The organism is Janthinobacterium sp. JC611, from assembly GCF_018682595.1.
GTDB lineage: Bacteria > Pseudomonadota > Gammaproteobacteria > Burkholderiales > Burkholderiaceae_D > Janthinobacterium.
Genome location: NZ_JAFLJN010000034.1, coordinates 343,893 through 368,224, shown reverse-complemented (window position 1 = coordinate 368,224; position 24,332 = coordinate 343,893). Strand labels below are relative to the sequence as shown.

Below are 24,332 nucleotides of genomic sequence, written 5' to 3'. Positions count from 1 at the left end.
CATACACCCGCCCTTCCGGCGTTGCACCACCGTTCACCGGCCAATACCGTGCATGGCTGCGGTCCTTGAGCAAGATCATCATCGTGCACAAAATAGCGTCAAGCAAGGCGGCACGACATGTCAAGGCAGCGTTCAGGTGTACAAATTGATGTCGAGCGCCACCACCACCCGCCGCATCTGGTTGGCAAAGGTGATGTTGCCGCCGCCGGCGAACAGCAGACCGACGGGATTGCGCTGCTGGTTCCAGGTCCAGATGGACGAACCGGAATCGCCGCCCGCGCTGAACGCCCCGCTCACGCCCGTGATGGCGATCTGGTCCTGGAACAGCGCGATCCTGCCGCCGCCGTAATTGACGTTGATGGTGGCGCCCAGGCCCGTGATGCGGCCCTGCGTCAACTGCGTCGTGCGGCCAGACTTGCCAACTATCATGCCCAGCGCGGGCGCCACCAGCGCATTGCTGATGCGGAAGTACGCGGGCACGCCGCCGCTCAGGTAGACCAGTTCGGGACGCACGCGGTCTGGCCAGGCCCAGCCGGTGGCGCAATCGACAAAGTTGACGCCGCCGCTGAAATTGATGGGCACGAAACGCTCGAGCACGGCCACCTGGTCTTGCGGGCAGCGGCCGCCGTCGATGGGACCCGGCTGCACGATGCAATCGTTGAAGACGCCGCCGTTGGAATTGGCCAGCACGTGATTATTGCTAAGTATCATCAAGCGGCTGTTGCGCGGCGCGCTGCGCCCCACGGCCAGGCAGCCGATGGTGCCGGCCGTGATGCGGAAATGCCCGACCGACACGCCGCCCGGCGCCGGACGCAAGCGGAAACGGTGCGGTTGCGCATCGATCAGCCCCGTGACGACGATATTGAGGGGCACCCTGTCGCTGGCCACGGCGCGCACGCCCATGGCTCCCACGATGGCGGCCTTGGCGCGGTCGACGGAGGTGGGCTCGGCCACGTACAAGGTCAGGGCCGGCAAGCCCGGTTCGCCGGACGAGCTGTCGCTGGCGCCCTCGCCCACGCCGATGGACACGCCCTGGATATTGCCGCCGTCGCTGAAGGCGTCGGCCGCGCGTGCGCCGCCCGCTTGGGAAATGGACTGGCGCATGCCGTCCTCGATGCTGCGCTTGATTTCCAGCAGTTCCATGCTGACGCCGCTCAGGGCGTCGGGCACGTCCGAGACGGACGCGCTTTCGATCGCGTTGTCGTCTTCGCCGGGGACGGAAAATTGGCCGACGGCCTCTTCATCGTCCGCGCTTTGGCCCCTGCCGCTGCTGCCAGGCGGGGCGCTGAAACCATTCTCGTTGCCTGTCATCGTGTTCTCCTCGCGGGTCGCCGCAAACCACCAGTGTGGGCGGGCTGCGCGGGCCGGTATTGATCTGCATCGAAGCGCGCCGGCGCCTGGTCGCCCTGCCCATCTGGTCCCGGTGAGGATAAAAATAGTTCCCTCTTCCAGGTTGAGCGACATCAGGCGTGCGGGCAGAGGCGGCGCCGTATACTTGGCCGACAGGCTGGAACCGGGCCTGCGCCACGCTAGCAACACCAGCAACAGCAAGGATGGGGAAACAATGACGAGCCTTGGTATGACACGCCACGACGACGCGCCTGAAGGCGAGCAAGCAGGCCAGCATGCGGGTTTTGTGCACGGCATGGCGGCCTGGGCGGCAAAACACCGGATCAGTCCCTGGGGCGGCAGTTTTGCCGACTTCATCGAGCAGATCCTGCCCGGCCGCGCGGCCCTGCTGACGCGCAGCGCGCACCAGTACCTGTGGGACATGATGCGCTGGAACGGCCACACCGACGACGCCGGACATTTCCGCTGCCGCCTGTTCGACGACGAACTGTTCGGCATCGACGAGGCGATCGACCGGGTCGCCGCCTACTTCAAGGCGGCCGCCGCCGGTTCCGAGGTGGGCCGGCGCATGTTGCTGTTGCTGGGCCCGCCGTCTGGCGGCAAGTCGACCATGGTGATCCTGCTCAAGCGGGGGCTGGAAGAATATAGCCACAGCAGCGAAGGTGCGCTGTACGGCATCGCCGGCTGTCCCGTGCATGAATCGCCGCTGCATCTGGTGCCGCACAGCCTGCGCGCCGACTTCCGCGCCAGCTATGATGCGGAGCTGCATGGCGAACTGTGCCCGCATTGCCGCGCCCGTCTGGAAGAACAGTATGCGGGCGACTTCCTGCGCATGCCCGTCGAACGCATCCACCTGTCCGAGGCGGGCCGCTGCGGCATCGGCACGTACGCGCCGCACGACCCCACCACGGCCGACCTGGCCGACCTGGTCGGTTCCGTCGACCTGTCGAAAGTGGCGCAATACGGCGACGAAGGCGATCCGCGCGCCTGGTCGTGGTCCGGCGCCGTGTATGCGGCCAGCCGCGGCATGCTGGAAATGATTGAGATTCTCAAGGTCAAGCGGGAATTCCTCTACCTGCTGCTCACGCTGACGCAGGAAAAGAATGTCAAGGTGTCGCGCTTTCCCCTGATTTACCTCGATGAAACCATCCTCGCGCACACGAACCTGGCCGAATTTCGCAAATTCCTGCAAGAAAGCGAAAACGAGGCCCTGCTCGACCGCATGGTCATCGTGCAAGTGCCATACACGCTCAATTACCGCGAAGAGGCGCGCATCTATCGCAAGCTGATCCAGGCGGCCGCCCCCGCCTTCCGCGACGTGCACCTCGATCCGCACGTGCTGCATGCGGCGGCCGTGTTCGCCATCCTCAGCCGCCTGCCCGAAGGCGACGACAAGGAGGCCGAACTGGTCAAGAAGCTGCGCGTCTACGCCAACGAAGACGTGGACGACTTGCAGCCGGCCGACCTGCGCCGCATGCGCGAGCGCGACAAGTCGCCCGACGAAGGACTGTCCGGCGTGTCGCCCCGTTTCGTCATCAATGCCCTGTCGCACGCCATCATTTCCGCCCAGCGCAACAGCCTGTCCACCATGGACGTGCTGCTGGCCCTGAAGGACGGCATCGAAAGCGATGCGCGCATCGAACCGCGGCGCAAGCGCAAATGGGTCGATTATCTGGTGCTCACGCGCAAGGATTTCTATAACCGCTGGGTCAAGGCCGACGTGCACAAGGCCCTTTTCGTGTCATTCGAGCAAGAGGCGCAAGACTTGCTGAACAAATATCTCGATGAAGTCGAAGCCATGCTCGACAATCGCCAGATCCGCGATCCCATCACCAGCGAAGAGCGGCGCCCCGACGAGCGCTTCCTGCGCGCCGTGGAAGAAAAAATCCATATCAGCGATGCGGGCAAGCAGTCGTTCCGGCAGGAAGTGGTGCGCAAGGCCATGAGCGCCTTCAAGCGGGGCGAGGCGTTTGGCCTGGGCAGCCATGCGCAATTGCATGACGCCATCCAGCAATATCTGTTCGAGCAGCGGCGCGACGTGCTGCGCCTGGTCGGCTCGGCCAAGCGTCCCGATGACGACGTGCGGGCCAGGATCTCCGCCGTCGAGCAGCGCCTGGTCGACGAATATGGCTATGACGCCCACAGCGCGCGCGAAGCGCTCAACTACGTGACCACCTTGCTGGCGCAGGAATAACCATGTCCGCCACGACCACGCCAGGCAAGGGCAACCACGATGGCGCTACGGCGCGGGGCGGCCCCGCCGGCACGGCGGCTGCGGCCAGCACGGCGCAATCCGCCGGCGCGGCGACGCGGGCGGGCGCGGCGCCGGCCATGGCCCGGCCCTGGTACGGGCTGTTCTCGCGCGGCGCGCGCGACTGGCTGCGCCACAACCAGAAAGTGCGCGACGCCGTGCAGGCGCACTTGCCCGAACTGATCGCCGCGCCCGACCTGATCGGCGGGCCGCAGCAGCGCACGGTGCAAGTGCCCCTGCGTCTGCTCGAGCATGCGCGTTTCCGCCTGGCGCCGGCGCGCAACAGCGTGGGTGCGGGCCAGGGTGACGGCCAGCCGGGCGACATCCTGCGCGCGGCGCGCCCCGCCGCCGCGGGCGGGACAGGTACGCAAGGCGATGGCGGCGATGGCGAGGGGACGGTGCGCCTGCTGCTGGAGTTTCCCATCGACGATATTCTCGACTGGCTGTGGGACGCCTTCGAGTTGCCGCACCTGCAGCCGCGCCACCATGGGGCGATCGATGACATCAGTCTCGTGCGTAGCGGCCTGGACCGGCATGGCGCCCGTTCGCGCCTGGACCGGCGGCGCACCGTCAAGGAAGCGATCAAGCGGCGCGCCCTGCAAGCGCAGCCCGTCCCCTTCACCAATGATGACTTGCGTTACCGCCAGATACTGCCGCGGCCCCGGCCCAGCACGATTGCCGTCGTGTTTTTCGTGCTGGACGTGTCGGCCAGCATGGGGCAGGCCGAGCGCAAGCTGGCCAAATCCTTCTTTTTCTTTGCCTTGCAGGGCTTGCGCCGCAGGTATGCACGCGTGGAGACGCGCTTTATCGCCCATACGACACGGGCCTGGGAATTTTCCGAGGCCGAGTTCTTCCAGGTCAGTGGCATGGGCGGCACCATGGCGTCCACCGCCTTTCGCCTGAGCCGCGAACTGCTGCAGGAACACTACGCGCCGGGCCGCTACAACGCCTACCTGTTCTATGCCTCCGATGGCGAGAATTTCAGCGAAGACCGGGCGGCGGCCAGCCTGGCCCTGGGCGAGCTGGCCACCCTGCTCAACTATATGGGCTATGTGGAAACCGTGCCGGGCGCGCCGCGCAGCCTGGAAACGGAAATGCACAGCTTGTTTGCCGAACAGGAACGACGGGGCTTGCCCTTGCATAGCAGCATCTTGAGCAAGAGTGACGATATCTGGGCAGCCATCCGCACCTTTTTTCAGCACGAGGCGGCCGATACGGAGGAAACGGCATGACGCGCCCTGACACGCTGCCTGCGCCAAAGCCAGCCGACCTTGGCAACTACGCGGCGCGCATCGAAGCACTGGCGCGGCAACTGGGACTGGAATTTGCCCCGGTCGAGTTCGAGCTGGTGCCGGACAGTTTCATGGCCGAGATCGCCATCTATGGCTTGCCCGTGCGCATGCGCCACTGGTCGTTCGGCGTGCGCTACATCCACCAGCTCGTGCATCAAAAGATGGGCAACTCACATATGTTCGAAGTCATGTTTCCCGGCGACCCTTGCCATGCCTACATGGCCGAACACAATTCCGTGGCAGAAAACACCCTCGTCACTGCCCACGTGCTGGGCCACGCCGATTTTGCCAGCCGCAACGCCCTGTTCCTGCGGTTTGGCGCCATGGCGGGCCAGCGCATCCTGGAACAAAGCGCGGCGCGGGCGCAGCGCCTGGAAATGGCGCTGCAACGCCACGGGCAGGAACAGGTGGAAGCCGTGCTCGACGCGGCACTGGCGCTGGAGCAGCACGTCGACGTCCACGCCGAGTTGCACCGCCCGCCCTATGGCGCGCCATCCGAGCCAGCCGGTGTGGCCGGCCAGCAAGACCGTACCAGCGTGGACGATCCATTTGCGCAGCGCTACCGGCGCTTGCCCGGCGAAGCGGCCGCGCTGGCGGCGCACGACGCGGCACGGGCACGCCTGGCGCAGCGCCCGCTCGTGCCGCCGCAGCCCGAGTACGACTTGCTGTGGTTCATTGCGCAACACGGGCCGGAACTGGCCGATTGGGAACGCGACATTTTCCTCGCCGTGCGCGAAGAGTCGTTTTACTTCTATCCCGTGTACGCCTGCCAGATCATGAACGAAGGCTGGGCCTCGTACTGGCATGCACGGCTGCTGCGCGAAGCGAACTTCCTGCCGCCGGCCCTGTACCTGTCCGCCATCAAGTCCCATTCGGACGTGGTGCGCCCCTACGCGACCGAGCACCAGCTGGCGCTGGCCGTCAACCCCTATCACCTGGGTTTTTGCATGTGGGAACACATCATCGAGCGCGAAGGACTGGCGCGGGCGCGCCAGATTTGCCGCGACGACGATGACTGCAGTTTTATTCGCAACTATCTGGACGGGGAACTGGCTGACCGCCTGGGCCTGTTCGTGCATGAAAGCCGCCGCGACGGTGAAACGCGCCTGGCCAGCCGCGACTTGCGGGCCATCCGCGAAGCCATCCTTGCGCCCAAGTACAACTATGGCGCGCCGTGCATCGCCGTCACCCTGCTCAACGACGACGGCAGCCTGGTGCTGCGCCATGATCACCAGCGCGATGGACGCGGCCTCGACCTGGAGCGGGCCGAACAGGTGCTGGCGTATATCGCCCGCGTCTGGCGCCGCCCCGTCACCCTGCATACGAGCGATTTTCGCGGCACGCCCCGTATTCTGCGCAGCAAGACCGACGGTGTACCCGAGCCGCCCGCGCCAACCACGCCGCCCACGCCACACTGAGCGCAGAACGCAGAACGCCGCTGAACGCCAAGCGGCGGGCGCCCGGACGGATATCGAAGCTGTGTGCCCGGTATCATGGCATAGGGTATGTGCCATGCGTATCTGTTTATCGGGTAGGCATAGCTGGCAAGAAAAATATGCCTGGGGCCGGTATCGGACGCATACCGCGCGGGCCCCTGCGCACCCACCTACGCTGCGGCCAGCAGATGCCGCACGCCTGGTCAGCTTACGTCTTGCCAGCTTATTTCTTATCAACTTGTTACTTATCGGCTTGTTACTTGTCAGCTTGTTACTTGTCAGCTTATTACTTGTCAGCTTGTTACTTGTCAATTTACTTCTCACCAGAATATTTCTCGCCCGTTTATTTCTCAAGCCCGGCCCGCTTGCTCCACATACCACGCGATGGTGTGCCGCAAGCCTTGCGCCAGGTCGTGCGTGGGCATGTAACCGAGCAGGCGGGCCGCCTTGGCGATGTCCGCCTGCGAATGGCGCACGTCGCCGGCGCGAAACTCGCCGTACCGCGGCGCCTGCGGCTCGTGTTGCGGGTGGACGACCAGCAGCATCTGCTCCATGGTGGCGTGCAGCTGCGTCAGGCTGGTGCGGGCGTTGACGGCCACATTGTAGACCTGGTTCACGGCCGCCGGGTCGGTGCCGGTGGCGGCCAGGAGATTGGCTTGCACGGCATTGTGCACGAAGCAAAAGTCGCGGCTGGTGGCGCCGTCGCCATGGATGTGCACGGGCTGGTTGTCCAGCATGGCGGCGATCCAGCGGGGAATGACGGCCGCATAGGCGCCCAGCGGGTCCTGGCGCGGACCGAAGACATTGAAGTAGCGCAACCCCACCGTCTGCATGGCGTAGCAGCGCGCGTATACCTGCGCATACAGTTCATTGACATATTTGCTCAGGGCGTACGGCGACAGGGGCGCGCCGATGTGCTGTTCCACTTTCGGCAAGGCCGCATGGTCGCCATACGTGGCGCTGGACGCCGCATACACGAAGCGCCGCACGCCCGCCTCGCGGGCGGCGGCCAGCATGTTCAGGAAGCCGCTGACATTGACGGCATGGCACAGCAGCGGGTCTTCCAGCGAACGCGAGACGGAACCGAGCGCCGCCTGGTGCAGCACATAATCGACGGCGGCGGGGCCGTCCGGATCGGCACGGCCGCGTTCGGCCACGATGCCGCTGCCACCATCGGCCGCATCTGCCCCACCGTCTGCCCCAGCGCCGGCCTCGCCGTCGCCGGCCCTGGCGCTGCGTGCCGCAGCGCCGCACGCGCGCGCGCACGCCTGCGGGTCGCGGATATCGCCTTCGATGAAGGTGAAGCGCCGCCACGCCTGCTCCCCCACGCTGGCGCGCACCAGGTCCAGGTTATGGCGGTGGCCCGTCATGAAATTGTCCAGGCCGCGCACTTCCTGGCCCAGTTGCAGCAAGGTTTCCAGCAGGTGCGAACCGATGAAGCCGGCCACGCCCGTCACCAGCCAGCGCCGCGGCGCTTGCGCCAGTTGCGCGCGGGCCAGCGCGTAGGCGCCGGCAGCCGGACCGCCAGCGGCGGCGCGTGGCGCGCTGCCTGCCGCCGGATCGAGAGCATCGGCCGCCATCACAGCCGCCACACGTGCAAGCCGCCATCTTCGAGCGGACGGGGATCGAAATGCGATTTGATGTCGATGAAGCAGCCGTTCTCCAGCACCTTGGACTGGAAATCGGCCAGCGGGCGGGCCAGCAGGGCCTGGTGCGAGACGGCGCTGACGATGGCCTCGGCCCGCGGCAGCTGTTCCCAGCTTTCCAGCGATAGACCGTATTCTTCCAGCGCTTCGCGGCCATCGGCGACGGGATCGTGCACGTGCACCTGCACGCCGTACGATTGCAGTTCGTGGATCATGTCGACCACCTTCGAGTTGCGCAGGTCCGGACAATTTTCCTTGAAGGTCAGGCCCAGCACGTTCACGTGCGCCCCTTTCAATTTGAAGCCCGCACGCACCATTTCCTTGATGGTCTTTTCCGCCACGAACTTGGCCATGCCGTCATTGATGCGGCGCCCGGCCAGGATCACGTGCGGGTGGTAGCCCAGCATTTCCGCCTTGTGCGTCAGATAGTAGGGGTCGACGCCGATGCAGTGCCCGCCCACCAGCCCGGGCCGGAATGGCAGGAAATTCCATTTCGTGCCCGCCGCCTGCAGCACTTCCAGGGTGTCGATGCCGATGCGGTCGAAGATGATGGCCAGCTCGTTCATCAGCGCGATGTTCAGGTCGCGCTGCGTGTTTTCGATCACCTTGGCCGCCTCGGCCACGCGGATGCTCGAGGCCCGGTGCACGCCGGCCTCGACCACGCCTTCGTACAGGGCGGCCACCTGGTCCAGGGTGGCGTCGTCGTCGCCCGAGACCACCTTGCGGATGCTGTGCAGGGTGTGGTCGCGGTCGCCGGGATTGATGCGCTCGGGCGAAAAGCCCACATGAAAGTCTTCCTTCCAGCGCAGGCCCGAATGCTGTTCCAGGATGGGGATGCAGATTTCTTCGGTGGCGCCCGGATACACGGTCGATTCATAGATGACGATGGCGCCGCGCCGCATGTGGCGGCCGACGGCCGCGCTGGCGCCGGCCAGGGCCGAGAAATCGGGATTGTGCGCGCTGTCGACGGGCGTGGGTACGGCCACGACGATGAAATCGGCCAGTTGCAGCTCGGCCGGATCGCAGCCAACGCTCAGCCATTGCGCCGCCAGCAACTGTTCATGGCTGACTTCACCCGTCGGATCGATGTAGCGCCGGTAACTGTCCACCTTGCGGGCCGACAAGTCAAAGCCGATCGTGCGCTGGCGCATGCCGAACGCCACGGCCAGTTGCAAGCCCACATAACCGAGCCCCACCACGGCCACCACGCCCGTCTTGCTATCCACCTTGCTGTCCATATGCATGTGCTCCGAATGGTTGCGGCCTGAACAGCGCCGTCCGGGAAATTCTACGGTCGACGGTCCGGCCACTCTTGAGCGGGAACAAGAAACCCGGGGCGGCGGCCGGCATGCGCGCGGACAATCGGTGGCTTGTTGAGCGCAATCAAGGAGAGCGGCGGCCAACTTTTTAAGCTAGGCCATGCCGATCCCTCATGCACGCCGCTACCGGAGACTTCCATGGCCCGTTCCCTGCCCCGCCCTTTTCCCGGCCTGCCGGCCGCCGCGCTGTGCTGCACCCTGCTGCTGCCCCTGCTGACGGCTTGCCACGGCACGCAGAGCAGCGAAACCCTGCTGGCCGACGCACAGCAGTACCGGCAGAAAGGCGAAGCGCGCGCCGCCATCATCCAGCTGAAGAACCTGCTGCAAAAAGAGCCGGACAACGCGGCCGCGCGCTTACTGCTGGGCAGCATCTATATCGACACGGGCGAGGCGCTGTCGGCCGAGAAAGAACTGCGCAAGGCAAAGTCCTTGGGCCTGGCGCAGCAGCAGGTGATGCCATTGCTGGGCAAGGCCTGGCTGATGCTGGGCCAGTTCGACAAGGTACTAGCCGAGATCGCCGACGATGCGGCGCTGCCCGCCAGCGTGCTGGTCCTGCGCGGCGACGCCCTGCTGGCCCTGGAGCGCAAGGACGAGGCGCGCGCCCTGTACGCGCGCCTGCTCGAAGCCCATCCCGACCAGGTCGAGGCCTTGCTGGGCCTGGCGCGCCTGGCGGCGCTGGAGCAGCAGATATCGGCGGCCGAGCTGCTGCTGGCGCAAGCCTTGAAAAGCGCGCCCGCCAACCTCGACGCCTTGCGCCTGCAAGGGGACCTGCAGCGCCTGCAAGGCAAGAACGGCGCGGCGCGGCTTGCCTACCTGCAGATCCTCAAGATAAAACCGGACAATACCCAGGCGCACATCGACCTGGCCAACCTCGACATCGTGGAAAACCGCTATGCGGAAGCGGCGGCCCAGCTGGCCACGGCGCGCAAGACGGCGCCCAACAGCCTGGGCTTGCTGCAAGCCCAGGCCTTGCTCGATTTTCGCCAAGGCAAGTACAAGGCTGCCTTGCAAGGCTTGCAACTGGTGCTCAAGGCGGCGCCCGATCACATGCCGTCCATCCTGCTGGCCGGCGCCGTGCAACTGGCGCTCGGCTCGCCGCAGCTGGCGGAAAGCTACCTGCGGCGCTTCCTGGCCGTGTATCCCAAACATCTGTATGCCGTCAAGATGATGGCATCGATCGAATTGATGCGCGGCAAGACCGATGCGGCCATCGACTTGCTGCTGCCCGTGCTGGCCGCCTTCCCCGACGACGTGGAATTGCTGTCGCTGGCCGGCGAAGCGCACTTGCGCGCGCGCCAGTACGACAAGGCGACGGCATATTTCGAAAAGGCCAGCACACTGGCGCCGAACACGGCCAAGCTGCATGCGGCCCTGGGCATCAGCCGCCTGGGCCAGGGCGAGAACGGCCGCGCCATCAGCGAACTGGAACGCGCCAACATGCTCGACAAGAGCACGCCGCAAGCGGGCACCATGCTGGTGATGACCTTGCTGCGCAACAAGCAGAACGACAAGGCCCTGGCCAGCGTCAAGATGATGGAACAGCAGCAGAAAGGCACGAATCCCTTGCTGCTGAACCTGAAAGGCGGCGTCTACCTGGCCTTGCGCGACTTGCCGGCCGCGCGCGCCAGCTTCGAGCAGGCCCTGAGCATGGACCCCGTCTATTTGCCGGCCTTGAACAACCTGGCGCAGATCGACCTGGCCGAGAAAAAGCCGGAACAGGCGAAGCAACGCTTCGAGCGGGCGTTGGCGAAGGCGCCGAAAAATGCCGACCTGTGCGCGGCCCTGGCCAAGCTGGCCGCGTCAGAGGGCAAGACCGACGAGGCGCGGCGCTGGCTCGAGCGGGCCCACCGCGACAATCCCGACGCCGTCGCGCCAGCCCTGCTGCTGAGTAACTTTTACCTGAAGACGGGCGCGGCCGACAAGGCGCTGGAACTGGCGCGCACCCTGCAGGCGGGCCATCCGGGCGACACCGATGCGCTGGCCCTGCGCGCCCAGGTGGAATACAGCGCCGGCCAGGCCTCGGCCGCGCTCGACAGCTACACCAAGCTGGCCAGCCTGCAAACCACGTCCGCCCCCTTGCAGATGCGCATCGCCAGCCTGCACCTGGCGCTGGGCGACCATGCCCATGCGCTGCAAGCCGTCAAGCGGGCGCAAGCGCTTGACCCGTCCCTGCTCGAAGCGCGCGTGGTGGAAGTGGCCCTGCTGCTGAACCTGAATCGCCAGCGCGAGGCGCTGGCCGTGGCGCGGCAAGTGCAGGAACAGCAGCCCAAGCTGGCGGCCGGCTACAAGCTCGAGGGTGACGTGCTGATGGAGCAAAAACTGCCGCAGCAAGCCGTCAAGCTGTACCAGCAGGCCTTCGGCATCAGCCCCATCGGCCCCTTGCAGGTACAGCTGTACCGCGCCTTGCAGGCGTCGGGGCAGGAGCGCGAAGCCGATGCGCGCATGACCGCCTGGCTGAAAGAGCATCCGGAAGACTTGTCGACGCGCACTTACCTGGCGGGCACACGGCTGGCGGCGAAACAATACCGCGCCGCCATCGAGCACTTCCAGTACGTCGTCGCCAAGGATGCGGGCAACGTGGTGGCCTTGAACGACCTGGCCTGGGCATATCAGCAAGAAAAAGATCCGCGCGCGCTGGCCACGGCCGAGCAGGCGCTCAAGCTGGCGCCCGGCAATCCCGCCGTGCTCGACACCGTGGGCTGGATCGCCCTGGAGCAAGGCGACGTCAAGCGCGCCACGGCCCTGCTGCGCCAGGCGGCGGGGCTGGCGCCGACGTCGCCCGAAGTGCAGTACCACCTGGGCGCGGCGCTGGCGAAATCGGGCGACAAGGGCGGCGCGCGCAAGCAGCTGGAACAACTGCTGGCTGCCAACAAGGACTTTCCGCAGCGGGCCGCGGCGCAAGCCTTGCTGACCCAGTTATAGGCCATGGCGGTGCAAACGGCCATGCCTGGCCTGGCGGCGCGGCCCCTGGCCCTGCTGGCGGGCGCGGCCTGCCTGCTGGCCCTGCGCCAGTATCCGCTGGGCCACGGCTGGCCCAGCCTGCTGTTTGCCGCCCTGCTGCCCGCCTACTTCCTGCTGCTGTGCTGGCGTCCCGCCTGCTGGCTGTTCTGCGTACCCGCCCTGCTGCCCGTGCTGGACCTGGCGCCGTGGACGGGCTGGTTCTTCCTCGAGGAAATCGACGTGCTGCTGTTGCTGACGGTGGCCTGCGGTTACTGGCGCCTGGGTGGCCCCGCCCGCCCGGCGGCGGCGCGGCTCTCGCCCGCCGCCCGCGCCTGTCTGCTGCTGTGCAGCCTGGCGTGGCTGGCGGCGCTGCTGCGCGGCGTCCTGCCGCTGGCGCCCCTGGGCCTGAATGCGTGGGATAACTACCTGAGCCCGTATAACAGTTTACGGCTGGGCAAGGCCTGGGCCTGGAGCATGCTGCTGCTGCCGTTGCTGTTGCGCGACGCGGATCCTCCCGCCTTGCGCCGCTACGCGCTGCCGGGCATGCTGGCGGGACTGGCCATGGTGTCCCTGTTCGCCCTATGGGAACGGGCCGTGTTTCCCGGCCTCCTCAATCTCTCCAGCGACTACCGCATCACGGCGCCGTTTTCCGCCATGCACACGGGCGGCGCCGCCCTGGACGGCTACCTGGCCCTGAGCTTGCCGTTTGCGGCGCTGTGGCTGGCGCGCGCGCGCAGCCGCTGGCAGGCGGCGCTGGCCTTGCTGCTGCTGGCCCTGGCCCTGCATGCGGCCTTGACCACCTTTTCACGGGGGCTGTACGCGGCCCTGGCTGCGGCCCTGCCGCTGGCCTTGTGGCAAGTCTTGCGGGCGGCGCCCGGCACGGCGCGACGTCCGCCCGGCCAGCGGCCCGTGCGCAAGGTCTTGCCAGGGCTGCTGCTGGCCGGCCTGGGCACCGCGCTGCTCGTATACATGTTCAGCCTGGCCGGCTACCGGGGCTTGCTCGCCGCCGTCGTCCTGCTCGCAGCCAGCTTCGTGCTGGCGGCGCGGCCCTTGCCGTGGCGCCTGGCGCCGGCCAGCCTGCTGTGCGCGCTGTGCCTGCAGGGTTTGCTCGCCGCCTGGTGGCCGGAACCTGCCGGCCAGCAGACCGCCGGCTGGCTGAAAGGCCCGTACTTCCTGTTCCTGCTGGCCGCCGTGCTGCTGGCGGCCATGCTGCTGCCCCGTCCCCTGTGGCCGGGCGGCGGCGCCGACAAAGGGCCGGCCAGGCTGGGCCTGGCGATGATGGCGTGGACCATGCTGGCATGCAATCTCGGCTGGATAGTCTGGCACTGGGCGGGAGCACCGGCCTTGCTGCCGGCCGGCCTGGTCGTGCTGCTGGCCATGCTGATGCTGTGCAACGGACGCTTGCGTCCACCGCTGTGGCGGCTGGACCGGGCCAGCCTGAGCATCGCGGGCGCGGCCGGCATCCTGTTGCTGCTGGCAATCCCCGTCTCGGCCAGCTATTACGCCACCGAACGTTTCGCCACCACGGCCTTCGATATGCAGGGCCGCTTGCGCCATTGGCGGCAAGCGCTGGCCATGCAGCCGTCCGATGCGGGCAATCGCCTGTTCGGCATGGGTAGCGGCAGCTTTCCCGCCACGTATTACTGGCACAATCCCCGGCGCGAGGTGCCGGCCAGCATCACCTATGCAGAGGAAAGGGGCGAGCCTGGCAATTATTATGTGCGCCTGGCCAGTCCCGGCTACAGCGCCGGCTATGGCGAGCTGCTGCGGCTGCTGCAACGCCTGCGCGTGCACCCCGCCACGCGCTACACCCTGGCGCTCGACGCGCGCAGAACCGGCCCCATGCCCGTGCTGCAGGTGCGCCTGTGCCAAAGACAATTGTTGTATGCGCAATATTGCGTGGATGTCCCGCTGCGCCTGCGCGCGCCGCCTGCCGGTACGCAGCCCGGTGCTTGGCAACACTACGAGGTGCCGTTCGACAGCGCCCGGCTGGGCGCGGGCGCCTGGCTGCTGCGCCCGCCCGTGCAGCTGGAGCTGGCGGCCAGCGGCACGGCCACCTCGTCCGTGGTCGAAGTCGACAATCTGAGCCTGCGCGCGCCCGGCGGCGAGGAACTGATCGCCAACGGGCGCTTTACGCAGGCCAACAATTACTGGTTTTTCAGCAGCGACCATCATCACTTGCCGTGGCATATCAAGAGCCTGGCCTTGCATCTGCTGATCGAAACGGGCTGGTGCGGCGCACTCGCCATGCTGGCCTTGCTGACCCTGGCCGGCCGGCGCCTGCTGCGCCGCGCCGCGCACGGCGACCCGGGCGCGCTGGCTTGCGCCGCCGCCCTGCTGGGTTTTCTCGTCGTCGGCCTGTTCGACAGCCTGCTCGACGTGCCGCGCATCGCCCTGCTGTGCTACCTGATGCTGCTGTGCGCGCTGCTCCAGCCGCCCCGCTCCCCGCCATCGCCATCCCTTGAAAGCGCGCCGCCATGAAAGCCCTGTCTTCCCTCCTGCTGTTCTGCCTGGCCCTGGCCAGCGCGCCGTGCCGCGCCGATGCGCCGCTGGCGCAAACCATCGCGCGCGTGAAACCGTCCATCGTCGGCGTGGGCAGCCTGCAAAAGACGCGCACGCCGCCGATGAACTTCATCGGCACGGGGTTCGTGACGGACGACGGCTTGAGCGTGCTGACCTGCGCCCATGTGATCCAGAAACTGCTCGACGCCAATCCAAATGAAGTCATCGGCATACTCACGGGCCAGGGCAAGGTGGCGCAATTTCGCCCCGCCAAAGTCCAGGCGCTGGACGCGGAACACGACCTGGCCCTGCTGCGCCTGACGGGCGCGCCCCTGCCCGCCCTGGCGCTGGGCGACGCGGCCACGGTGCGCGAAGGCCAGGCCATGGCTTTCACGGGCTTTCCGCTGGGCACCTTGCTCGGCTTGCACCACGTCACGCACCGCGCCACGGTGTCATCGCTGACGCCAGTGGTCATGCCCAGCGAAAACGCGCAACGGCTCGACGCCCGCCGCCTGGCGCAGCTGCAAAAAGCGCCATACACCGTGTTCCAGCTGGACGCGACGGCGTATCCGGGCAGCAGCGGCAGCCCCTTGTTCGATCCCGAGACCGGTCTCGTCTACGGCATCATCAACATGGTGTACGTCAAGGGCCTCAAGGAGGCGGCCATCAGCGCGCCCAGCGGCATCACGTATGCCATTCCGGGCAGCTACATGCAGGCAATCTTAATGAAAAACAAATGATTCAGTTGCGCCCCTGCCTCAGCCGGTCGGTAATACCAGGCTCATCCCATGTCGGAAAAAAAAAGGGGTAAAACGATCGTTCACCCCCATGCTGTTCCATCAGGCCGCCGTATTTGCGGATCTGGGCCCCCATGTAATCGAGGTCCAGCCGCAACAACACGGCCGGCGCGCCCACGCGCGTGCACTCTCGCTCGCCGCCGAAGTCCTTGAAACCCAGCATGCGCTTGTAGAACACCACGTGGCGCGGGTTGACTTCGATCACGTAATCCGTAAAGCCGTGAATATTGTGGGCGTAGATATAAGAAATATGAATCAGCGCCGCGAACACGCGCTTGCTCACGCCCTTGTCGATGGCCAGGCGCGACGGTTCGCACAGGCGCCGGCCCTCCGCGCGCAGGATGTCGAGCTTGTCGCGGAAATTCTCATCCGCAGGCAAGCCCGTCTCGTCATTGTCGAGGCACAGGGTCATGGTGCCGACGGTGGTGCCGGCCGTTTCCGCGAACAGCGTGATTTTATTCAGCGCATGCGCGATGCCGGGATCGACGGCATAGCCGCGCCAGCCGTACATCTTGCGGATCAGCAAACTGGCCGCTTCGCGCCGGCCACGCGAATTGGCCATGCGGATATGAAAGCGCTGCAGGTCGAGTTCGTGCTCCATGGCCGGGTCGATCCGCCCCTCGCCCACCACCAGGTCACTGAAATTGCCCGGCGTGTCGAAGGAAATTATGGGTTCATCGTCAAAGCTCATCTTGTCCTCACGTTCATCGGCAGCCGTCGAGACGGACTGAAGCCAATGCCTTGTGACAAGACAAAAACTGGAGAAGTTCCCACGCCAGACAAAAAAAACAAAAGAAATATGCTATTTAATAGCAAAATTACATTATTAAATTTGCCCGGAAGTACAAAATGACAAATATAAGTGCTGTTTTGACATTCCCGAGATAGTTATTAAAAGAAGCTCTCTGGTATCAGCAGCACGTCGCCCGGACGCATCATGACGTTGGCGGAAATATCGCCATTCCTGAGCAGGTCGTCCAGGCGCACGCGCAGCTGCTGCTGCTTGCCTTCGCGCAGGCGGATGATGCTGGCCTTGTTGCCGGCCGCAAAATCGGTGATGCCGCCCACGGCGATGAGCACGTCCATCAGCGACATGCCCAGCCGGTACGGCAGCGCCTGCGGCTTGGCCGCCTCGCCGATCACGCGGATCTGCTCGCCATACGGCCCCGAAAAATTGGTGACGATGACCGTCACCACGGGCTGCTGGATGAACTTGCTCAAGGCTTGCTCGATGTCGCGCGCCAGCTGGGTCGAGGTTTTGCCGCTCGCTTCCAGGTCCTCCACCAACGGCGTGGTGATCTTGCCGTCCGGCCGCACGGCCACCGTCAGCGACACTTCCGGGTTGCGCCAGACGATGATGTTGACGGAGTCGCCCGGTCCGATCAGGTAGTCGTGCAGGGGCGCGCTGTCGTCGGCCGGTGCCAGCGGATGGGGCGAACGGCAGGCGCCCAGCAGGCTGGCGGCACAGGCCATGCCCAGCGCGTGACAGACAAATGCACGGCGAAACGGATTCATGCGGAGCCTCTTCGAGTCGATGGCGCATCCATGGCCGGCCCCGCAGAACCAGCCTGGGCCGCGAACTTCCAATGATTATTAAAAGCTGGCAAGTGAACCTTGAGGCGTATCAAGAAGCAATCATCTTGGGAAATCTTGCCTCCCAGCCGCCCTATACTTTGCTTACTCAACAGGCAAGCATTTCTTGCAAGTCGCCGTCGCCAGTCCATCGACCGTGCAGCACCGTCCCATGAAGGAAGCGACATGGAAGTATTGATACAGCAACTGCTTTCCGGCCTGAAAGGCATCTGGAAGTACCGCTGGCATGCGGTCGCGGTGGCGTGGCTGGTGGCCATCGCCGGCTTCATCAAGGTGATCACCCTGCCCGACGACTTCCAGACGTCGGCGCGCGTCTTTGTCGATACGCAAACCATCCTCAAGCCGCTGATGGCCGGCATGACCAGCGTGCCGAACACGGAACAGCAGGTGGCCATCATGAGCCGCACCCTGCTCAGCCGTCCGAACGTGGAGCGCGTCATGCGCATGGTCGACCTCGACCTGGACTCGAAGACCGTGCGCGAGCACGAGGCCCAGCTGGACGACCTGATGAGCCGCATCAAGATCACGGGCACCAACGCGTACGACATCTACACCATCAGCTACAGCGGACGCGACCCGAAGCTGGTGCGCGACGTCGTGCAAAGCCTGCTGACGATCTTTGTCGAAGGCAGCTTCCAGGGCAAGAAAGGCGATTCGCAGAAGGCGGTGCAATTCATCGACGAGCAGATCAAGAATTACGAGGACAAGCTGAGCGCGGCGGAAAACCTGGTGAAGGAATTCAAGATACGCAACACGCTGCTGCTGCCGCGCCAGGGCATCGACTATGGCAGCCAGCTGCAGATGGCGTCCGATAGCCTGAACAATGCCAAGCTGGAACTGGTCGAGGCGGAACAGGCGCGCAAGGCCATCCAGAGCCAGATCGAGGGCGACGAGCCCGTGCTCGACCTGGAACCGAACGCATCGGCCATCACGAATCCCGAACTCGACGAGCGCATCGCGTCGATCAACAAGAACCTCGACAGCTTGCGCATGCAATTTACGGAATTGCATCCCGATATCATCGCCTCGAAGCGCCTCATTGCCCAGCTGGAAGAACGCAAGATCGAGGAAAGCAAGCTGAAAACGGCGTCCGGCGACCCGGGCAAGAACTACAGTCCCATGCTGCAGCAACTGAAGGTGGCGCTGACGGACGCGGACGCCAAGGTGGCCGCCATCAAGGCCCGCGTGCAGGAATACAACGCGCGCAACGAGCGCCTGCTGGCGCAGAGCAATGCCGTGCCCGAGGTGGAGTCGCAGCTGGCGCAGCTCAACCGCGACTACATCATCAACAAGGAAAACTATGAAAAGCTGATCGGCCGGCGCGAAGCGGCCAAGCTGTCGGGCGAACTCAGTTCCACCACCGAGATGATGGCCTTCAAGATCATCGACCCGCCCACGGTGCAATATGCGCCCGTCGGCCCGAACCGCCCGCTGCTGTTTTCCGCGGCGCTGGGCGCGGCCCTGGTGGCTGGCGTCGCCACGGCCCTGCTGATCAGCCAGGTGCGCCCGACCTTCCTCAGTCCCGCCGAACTGCGCGACGCCACGGGCTTGAACGTGCTGGGCACGGTATCGATGAACTGGACGGCGCTGCAGCAGGTGCGCCGCCGCCGCGCCCGCTACGCCTTCGGCGCCTGCCTGGGCAGCCTGTTCGTGCTGTACGGCGGGGTCATGACGGCCGCGCTGCTGAAATTCTAGACCACGCCACGGGAGCGACGATGAGCAGCAAGGATAGCGGCAAGCAGGAACCCACCATCCTGGGCGTGGCCGAGGCCAGCGTGCCCTATGTTGCCGAGGGTGCGGACGCGGCCCGCTCGCCGCAGTACCGCCCCCTCAACCTGGCCCGGCTGGCGGAGCAAGGCATGCTCACGCAGGAAGGCGGTCGCAGCTCGGTGGCCGAGGATTTCCGCATCATCAAGCGCCCGCTGCTGCGCCAGGCGCGCGCCACCGGCGCCGAGGCCATCCGCCACGGCAACCTGATCGTCGTCACCAGCGCCATGCCGGGCGAAGGCAAGACCTACTGCGCCGTCAACCTGGCCATGAGCATCGCCATGGAAATGGATATCACGGTGCTGCTGGTCGATGCCGACGTGGCGCGCCCGGCCGTGCTGAAGGTGCTGGGCCTGCCGCCCGAACCGGGGCTGATGGACGTGCTGCTGGACCCGCAACTGGCCATGGCGGACGTGATCCTGAAAACCAACGTGGCCAATCTGAGCATCCTGCCCGCCGGGCGCAGCAACAAGCACGCGACGGAATTGCTGGCCAGCCGGGCCATGAGCCGCCTGCTGGCCGAAATCGCCAGCCGCTATGCCGACCGCGTCGTCATCTTCGACTCGCCGCCCCTCCTGATCACCAGCGAGGCGCATGCGCTGGTGGGGCAAATGGGCCAGGTCGTGATGGTGGTCGAGGCGGAAACGACGACCCAGCACGCCGTCAAGGAAGCGCTGCGGCAGATCGAATCGTGCGAACACATTCATTTAATCTACAACAAGACCAAATCGTTCCCCGGCAACGGCTACTACGGCTATGGCTATTACGATTAGCCGCCGGGGGCCGCTGCCGCTGCCGCTGCTGCCATTCTTGTCCCTGCTGCTGCCGCTGCCTGCCGGCGCCGTCGACTGGCTGGTCAAACCGTCGCTGCGCCTGCGCGAAAGCTATACGGACAATGGCTTGCGCGCGCCGCCCGGCAAGGAGCAATCGGACTTCATCACGGAAATCGCGCCCGCCATCGCCCTCATCGGCACAGGCCCCCGCCTGCGCGTGCATCTCGATTACAGCTGGCGCAAGTTCCTGTCGAGCCAGCGCGCCGATACGGACAGCCACGAACTGCACGCCTCGGCCGACGCCGAGCTGGTCAAGGACTGGTTTTTCATCGATGCCGATGCCAGCGTGAGCCGGCGCAACATCTCGCCGTTCGGCCCGCAACTGATAGACGAGCTGCCCGACACGGACAATACCAGCACCGTGCGCACCACCGGCATCAGCCCCTACCTGCGCCACCGTTTCCGCGGCCTGGCCACGGCCGAGCTGCGCTACACGCGCAACACGGTCGACAGCGGCGGCGCACTGCTGTCCGTGCACAGCGATGAAATGCAATTGCTGCTAGGTGGCGAGCCGCGCGGCAACGGCTGGACCTGGAACGCCAGCCACGACGTGCGCCGCACGCAGGACAGCAAGCTGGCGCCCGTGCGCATGCAGCGCAGCAGCGCGGGCCTGCGCTACCCGTTCAGCAGCAAATGGTCGGCCACGGCCAGCGGCGGCATGGAAAAAGAAGGCTATCCATCCAGCACCGGCAAGGCGCCGGCGGGCCGCTTCTGGTCGCTGGGCGGCGTGTGGACGCCGTCGCCGCGCACCAGCGTGGCCTTCAGCACGGGCAAGCGCTTTTTCGGCACCACGTACAGCCTCGATGCCAATTTCATGCAGCGCCATACCAACTGGCAACTCAATTACAGTGAAAACATCACCACCATGCCCACGCAGTTTTCGCGCCTGGGCGACCGCGACGCGGCCCAGCTGCTCGACCAATTGTGGCGCGGCATCTTCCCCAACGCGCGCGACCGGCGCCTGCGCATCGATGCCTTCCTGCGCTACGCCAACAGCCTGGGGCCGGAACGGGGCGCCATCAATTACTTCAGCCATCGCTATTTCCTGCAAAAGCAGCTGAAGCTGACGATGGCGCGCGCCACGGCGAAAAGCACGCTGATCGCCGGCATCAGCGCCGTCGACCGCACAGCGCAAACGGCCAGCGGCATCGATAGCGGCCTGTTGCCCGGCGTGGAGTTCGGCAGCGAAGACCGCACGCGCCAGATCGGCGCCAATGTGGGCTGGAGCTGGCAAGCCGGTGCGCGCACCACCGTCAATGCGAATGCCGGCTACGCCGGCGTGCGCTCGCTGAGCGCGCCCCGGCGCGACAACAATATCACCGTCACGGCGGGCTACAGCCGCATCCTGCAGCGGGACATGACGGCCACCGTCGACGTGCGGCATACGCGGCACGCCAGCAACCGCGGCGGAGACTACCGCGAAAACGGCGTCAGCGCCACGCTCACCATACAATTCTAAGGAGGCCGCAGCATGTCCGAACCCTCTCTTGCACCCGCCGCGCCGGCGCACCTGCTGTGCGTGGTGGCCGCGCGCCCCAACCTGATGAAGATGGCGCCCATCCTGGCCGCCCTGGCGCGCCAGGCACCTGCCGTGCGCGTGACCTTGTTGCACACTGGTCAACATTACGACACGGCCATGAACGGACAACTGTTTCTGGACCTGGACATGCGTGCGCCCGACATCGCCCTCGACGTCGGCTCCGGCAACCACGCGCAGCAGACGGCCGAGATCATGCGCCGCTTCGACGCCGTGCTCGACGCCTGGCCGCCGCTGGCGCCCGATGCCGTGCTGGTGGTGGGCGACGTCAATTCCACGCTGGCCTGCGCGCTGGTGGCGGCCAAGCGCGGCACGCCCGTGATCCACGTCGAGGCGGGCTTGCGCAGCGGCGACCGCGGCATGCCCGAGGAAATCAACCGCGTGCTGACGGACCAGTTATCAAGCCTGCTGCTCACCAGCGAGGAAGGCGCGCGCGCCAACCTGCTGCGCGAAGGCATCGCCCCCGAACGCATCCACTTCACGGGCAACGTCATGATCGACAGCCTGCGACAGCAGCTGCCGCGCGCCATCCAGCCGGCCGCCACCCTGCGCGCCCACGGCCACGCCTGCCCGCCCGCCTACGGGCTCTTGACCCTGCACCGGCCGTCGAACGTGGATGATCCGGCGCAACTGGAAGCGCTGCTGCAGGCGCTGGGGCAGCTGTCGGCGCAGTTGCCGCTGCTGTTCCCCCTCCACCCGCGCACGGCGGCCGGCCTGCGTCAGGCGGGCCTGGAAGCGATGCTGGCGCGGTATGCCATCGTCCGCCTGCCGCCGCTGGGCTACCTGGAAATGCTGGGCCTGATGCAGGATGCGCGCCTGGTGCTGACGGATTCGGGCGGCATCCAGGAAGAAAGCACGGCCCTGGGCGTGCCCTGCCTGACCCTGCGCGACACGACCGAGCGCCCCGTCACGGTGAGCGACGGCACGAATACCCTGGCCGGCACGCAGCCGGCCGCCATCCTGGCGCTGGCGCGGGCCATCCTCGACACGGGAGGCAAGCGCGGCCGCCTGCCGCCCCTGTGGGATGGCCACGCGGCCGGGCGCATCGCCGCCGTCATCGCGCCCTGGCTGGCGGCGCATCGGGGCACGCCATGACGCCGCCGTCATCTTTGATCTTGCGCAACGCGCTGACCATCGACGTGGAAGACTATTTCCAGGTGTCCGCCTTCGCGCCGCACATCGCGCGCGCCGACTGGCCGCGCCTGGAATGCCGCGTCGAGGCGAACGTCGAGCGCATCCTGCTGCTGCTCGAGAACCGTCGCATCCACGCCACCTTTTTTACCCTGGGCTGGATCGCCGAGCGCTATCCGGCCATGCTGCGCCGGGTGGCCGCCGCCGGGCACGAAGTGGCCAGCCACGGCTATGCGCACCTGCGCGCCTGCGACCAGTCGGCCGCGCAGTTCGCCGACGACGTGCGCCACAGCAAGACCATCCTGGAGCAAATAACGGGACTGGCCGTGCACGGCTACCGGGCGCCCAGCTTTTCCATCGGCGCGGCCAATCTGTGGGCCTTCGACGTGCTGCAGGAAGCGGGCTACCGCTACAGTTCCAGCATCTACCCGATCCGCCACGACCACTACGGCATGCCGGACGCTCCCCGCTTCGCCTGGCGCCCGCGGGGGCCGCACGGCATGCTGGAATTGCCCGTCAGCACAGTGCTCTTGCGCGGGCGCAACCTGCCGGCCGGCGGCGGCGGTTACTTCCGGCTGATGCCATATGCACTGTCGCGCTGGCTTTTGCGGCGCATCAATTCGCGCGACGGGCAAGCTGGCATATTCTATTTTCATCCTTGGGAACTCGATCCCGGCCAGCCGCGTCCGCCCGGCCTGAGCGCGAAGACGCGCTTTCGCCACTACCTGAACCTGGGGCGCATGGAAGCGCGGCTGGGACGCCTGACGCGCGATTTCTCCTGGGACCGCATGGACCGTATTTTTCTGGAAAGCACATGATGCACGAGGCCAGCCTTCCGTTCGACCTCCCGGCGCCACCGCCCGGCGACATGCCGCGCGCCAGCGCCATTGCCGTGCGGTCGCTGCAGGGACACGAACATGCGCGCTGGGATGCCTTCGTCGACACGTGCCCGGAAGCGACCTTCTTTCACCGCGCCGGCTGGCAAACCATCATGCAGCAAGGTTTTCAGCATGACAGCCATTTCCTGTACGCGGAACAGGATGGGCGCATCGCCGGCGTGCTGCCGCTGGCCCATCTGCGCAGCCGTTTGTTCGGCTCTTCGCTCGTCTCGCTGCCGTTTTGCGTGTACGGCGGCATCGCCGGCGGCGGCGCGCAGGTGCGCCAGGCCCTCGACGGCGCCGCGCAGGCGCTGGCGCGGCGCCTCGGCGTGGGGCACCTGGAATACCGCTGGCGCGAGGCGCCGGAAAGCGAGGCGATCAACCGGGACGCGGCCTGGCTGCCCCCCCCCCTGTACGCGACCTTCCGCCGCCCATTGCACGCCGATGCGGAACAGAATCTGCTGGCGATTCCCCGCAAGCAGCGCGCCGTCGTGCGCAAGGCCATGGCGGGCGGCCTGCACAGCGCCATCGAGCATGACGTCGAACGTTTCTACCCGATCTACGCGGCCAGCGTGCACCGGCTGGGTACGCCCGTCTTCGCGCGCCGCCATTTTTCCCTGCTGCGCACGGTGTTTGCTGACGCTTGCGACATCCTCACCGTGTATCACGGCCAGCAGGCGCAGGCCAGCGTGCTGCTGTTCTATTTCCGCGATGAAGTGCTGCCGTATTACGGCGGCGGCAGCGTGCTGGCGCGCAGCACGGGCGCCAACGATTTCATGTACTGGGAAACGATGCGCCGCGCCAGCGCGCGCGGCTGCCGCCTGTTCGATTTCGGCCGCAGCAAGCTCGGTACCGGCGCATACGACTTCAAGAAGAACTGGGGTTTCACGCCGCAGCCGCTGCCCTACGCCTGCCGGCTCGTGCGCGCCAAGACCTTGCCGGAAGTCAATCCCCTGAATCCGAAATACGCGCTGTTCATCCGCGCCTGGCGCCGCCTGCCGCTGCCGCTGGCCAACCTGCTGGGGCCGCACATCGTGCGGCAGCTGGGCTAGGCGAGGGA

General features: G+C 66.2%; 17 protein-coding genes. 12 read left to right on the top strand and 5 right to left on the bottom strand.

Features of this window, described 5'->3' with window-relative positions; genetic code table 11:
• Window positions 1–132: 132 nt before the first annotated feature.
• A complete protein-coding gene (locus J0O65_RS22105) occupies window positions 133–1,311 on the bottom strand; it encodes a chymotrypsin family serine protease (RefSeq protein ID WP_215409335.1) in 1,179 nt (392 codons plus the stop codon).
• Between the two features lie 268 nt (window positions 1,312–1,579).
• Here J0O65_RS22105 and J0O65_RS22100 point away from each other — a divergent pair, with 268 nt between their 5' ends.
• From J0O65_RS22100 to J0O65_RS22090, 3 genes are read left to right on the top strand one after another with little or no spacing between them, the layout of a single operon-like run.
• Window positions 1,580–3,544 (top strand): serine protein kinase, encoded by a 1,965-nt coding sequence (locus J0O65_RS22100; RefSeq protein ID WP_215409334.1) that lies wholly within the window; start codon window positions 1,580–1,582, stop codon window positions 3,542–3,544.
• 2 nt (window positions 3,545–3,546) lie between these two features.
• The gene (locus J0O65_RS22095) at window positions 3,547–4,833 is read left to right on the top strand and encodes a DUF444 family protein (RefSeq protein WP_251373897.1); all 1,287 of its coding nucleotides are present in this window, start codon (window positions 3,547–3,549) and stop codon (window positions 4,831–4,833) included.
• On the top strand, window positions 4,830–6,311 hold the full coding sequence (locus J0O65_RS22090) for a SpoVR family protein (protein ID WP_215409333.1): 1,482 nt from the start codon (window positions 4,830–4,832) through the stop codon (window positions 6,309–6,311). Before J0O65_RS22095 ends, J0O65_RS22090 begins: the two co-directional genes overlap by 4 nt.
• A 368-nt stretch (window positions 6,312–6,679) precedes the next feature.
• On the opposite strand, the gene J0O65_RS22085 is transcribed toward J0O65_RS22090, so the two are convergent.
• Both J0O65_RS22085 and J0O65_RS22080 read right to left on the bottom strand, forming a co-directional pair.
• The gene (locus tag J0O65_RS22085; RefSeq protein ID WP_215409332.1) at window positions 6,680–7,909 is read right to left on the bottom strand and encodes an SDR family oxidoreductase; all 1,230 of its coding nucleotides are present in this window, start codon (window positions 7,907–7,909) and stop codon (window positions 6,680–6,682) included.
• Window positions 7,909–9,213 carry a nucleotide sugar dehydrogenase gene (locus tag J0O65_RS22080; protein WP_215409431.1) on the bottom strand — a complete coding sequence of 435 codons (1,305 nt, stop codon included), beginning with the start codon at window positions 9,211–9,213 and terminating at the stop codon, window positions 7,909–7,911. Before J0O65_RS22080 ends, J0O65_RS22085 begins: the two co-directional genes overlap by 1 nt.
• A gap of 219 nt (window positions 9,214–9,432) precedes the next feature.
• On the opposite strand from J0O65_RS22080, the gene prsT reads away from it, so the two are divergent.
• Genes prsT through J0O65_RS22065 form a run of 3 tightly spaced genes read left to right on the top strand, consistent with a single transcriptional unit; the run spans window position 9,433 to window position 15,476 of the window.
• Window positions 9,433–12,216, top strand: coding sequence for an XrtA/PEP-CTERM system TPR-repeat protein PrsT (gene prsT, locus J0O65_RS22075; RefSeq protein ID WP_215409331.1), 2,784 nt, complete (start codon window positions 9,433–9,435; stop codon window positions 12,214–12,216).
• Between the two features lie 3 nt (window positions 12,217–12,219).
• Window positions 12,220–14,715, top strand: a complete 2,496-nt coding sequence (locus tag J0O65_RS22070; protein WP_215409330.1) for a hypothetical protein — start codon at window positions 12,220–12,222, stop codon at window positions 14,713–14,715.
• Window positions 14,712–15,476: a S1 family peptidase gene (locus J0O65_RS22065; RefSeq protein WP_215409329.1), complete on the top strand. Its 765-nt coding sequence runs from the start codon at window positions 14,712–14,714 to the stop codon at window positions 15,474–15,476. Before J0O65_RS22070 ends, J0O65_RS22065 begins: the two co-directional genes overlap by 4 nt.
• Before the next feature lies 1 nt (window position 15,477).
• On the opposite strand, the gene J0O65_RS22060 is transcribed toward J0O65_RS22065, so the two are convergent.
• Together J0O65_RS22060 and J0O65_RS22055 are read right to left on the bottom strand one after the other, a co-directional pair.
• Window positions 15,478–16,224, bottom strand: coding sequence for an N-acyl amino acid synthase FeeM domain-containing protein (locus J0O65_RS22060; RefSeq protein WP_215409328.1), 747 nt, complete (start codon window positions 16,222–16,224; stop codon window positions 15,478–15,480).
• 200 nt (window positions 16,225–16,424) lie between these two features.
• Window positions 16,425–17,048 carry an XrtA/PEP-CTERM system exopolysaccharide export protein gene (locus tag J0O65_RS22055; protein ID WP_215409327.1) on the bottom strand — a complete coding sequence of 208 codons (624 nt, stop codon included), beginning with the start codon at window positions 17,046–17,048 and terminating at the stop codon, window positions 16,425–16,427.
• A 243-nt stretch (window positions 17,049–17,291) separates the two neighbouring features.
• On the opposite strand from J0O65_RS22055, the gene J0O65_RS22050 reads away from it, so the two are divergent.
• The 6 genes from J0O65_RS22050 to J0O65_RS22025 are packed head-to-tail and all read left to right on the top strand — an operon-like array spanning window position 17,292 to window position 24,324.
• Window positions 17,292–18,821 (top strand): XrtA system polysaccharide chain length determinant, encoded by a 1,530-nt coding sequence (locus J0O65_RS22050; protein ID WP_215409326.1) that lies wholly within the window; start codon window positions 17,292–17,294, stop codon window positions 18,819–18,821.
• A 20-nt stretch (window positions 18,822–18,841) separates the two neighbouring features.
• On the top strand, window positions 18,842–19,666 hold the full coding sequence (locus tag J0O65_RS22045) for an XrtA-associated tyrosine autokinase (protein ID WP_215409325.1): 825 nt from the start codon (window positions 18,842–18,844) through the stop codon (window positions 19,664–19,666).
• Window positions 19,650–21,185 carry a TIGR03016 family PEP-CTERM system-associated outer membrane protein gene (locus tag J0O65_RS22040; RefSeq protein ID WP_215409324.1) on the top strand — a complete coding sequence of 512 codons (1,536 nt, stop codon included), beginning with the start codon at window positions 19,650–19,652 and terminating at the stop codon, window positions 21,183–21,185. The genes J0O65_RS22045 and J0O65_RS22040 overlap by 17 nt, the downstream gene beginning before the upstream one ends.
• A gap of 12 nt (window positions 21,186–21,197) precedes the next feature.
• Window positions 21,198–22,358, top strand: a complete 1,161-nt coding sequence (gene wecB, locus J0O65_RS22035) for a non-hydrolyzing UDP-N-acetylglucosamine 2-epimerase (protein WP_215409323.1) — start codon at window positions 21,198–21,200, stop codon at window positions 22,356–22,358.
• Window positions 22,355–23,212, top strand: coding sequence for an XrtA system polysaccharide deacetylase (locus J0O65_RS22030; protein WP_215409322.1), 858 nt, complete (start codon window positions 22,355–22,357; stop codon window positions 23,210–23,212). Before wecB ends, J0O65_RS22030 begins: the two co-directional genes overlap by 4 nt.
• Window positions 23,212–24,324, top strand: a complete 1,113-nt coding sequence (locus tag J0O65_RS22025) for a FemAB family XrtA/PEP-CTERM system-associated protein (RefSeq protein ID WP_215409430.1) — start codon at window positions 23,212–23,214, stop codon at window positions 24,322–24,324. The genes J0O65_RS22030 and J0O65_RS22025 overlap by 1 nt, the downstream gene beginning before the upstream one ends.
• Window positions 24,325–24,332: the final 8 nt, after the last annotated feature.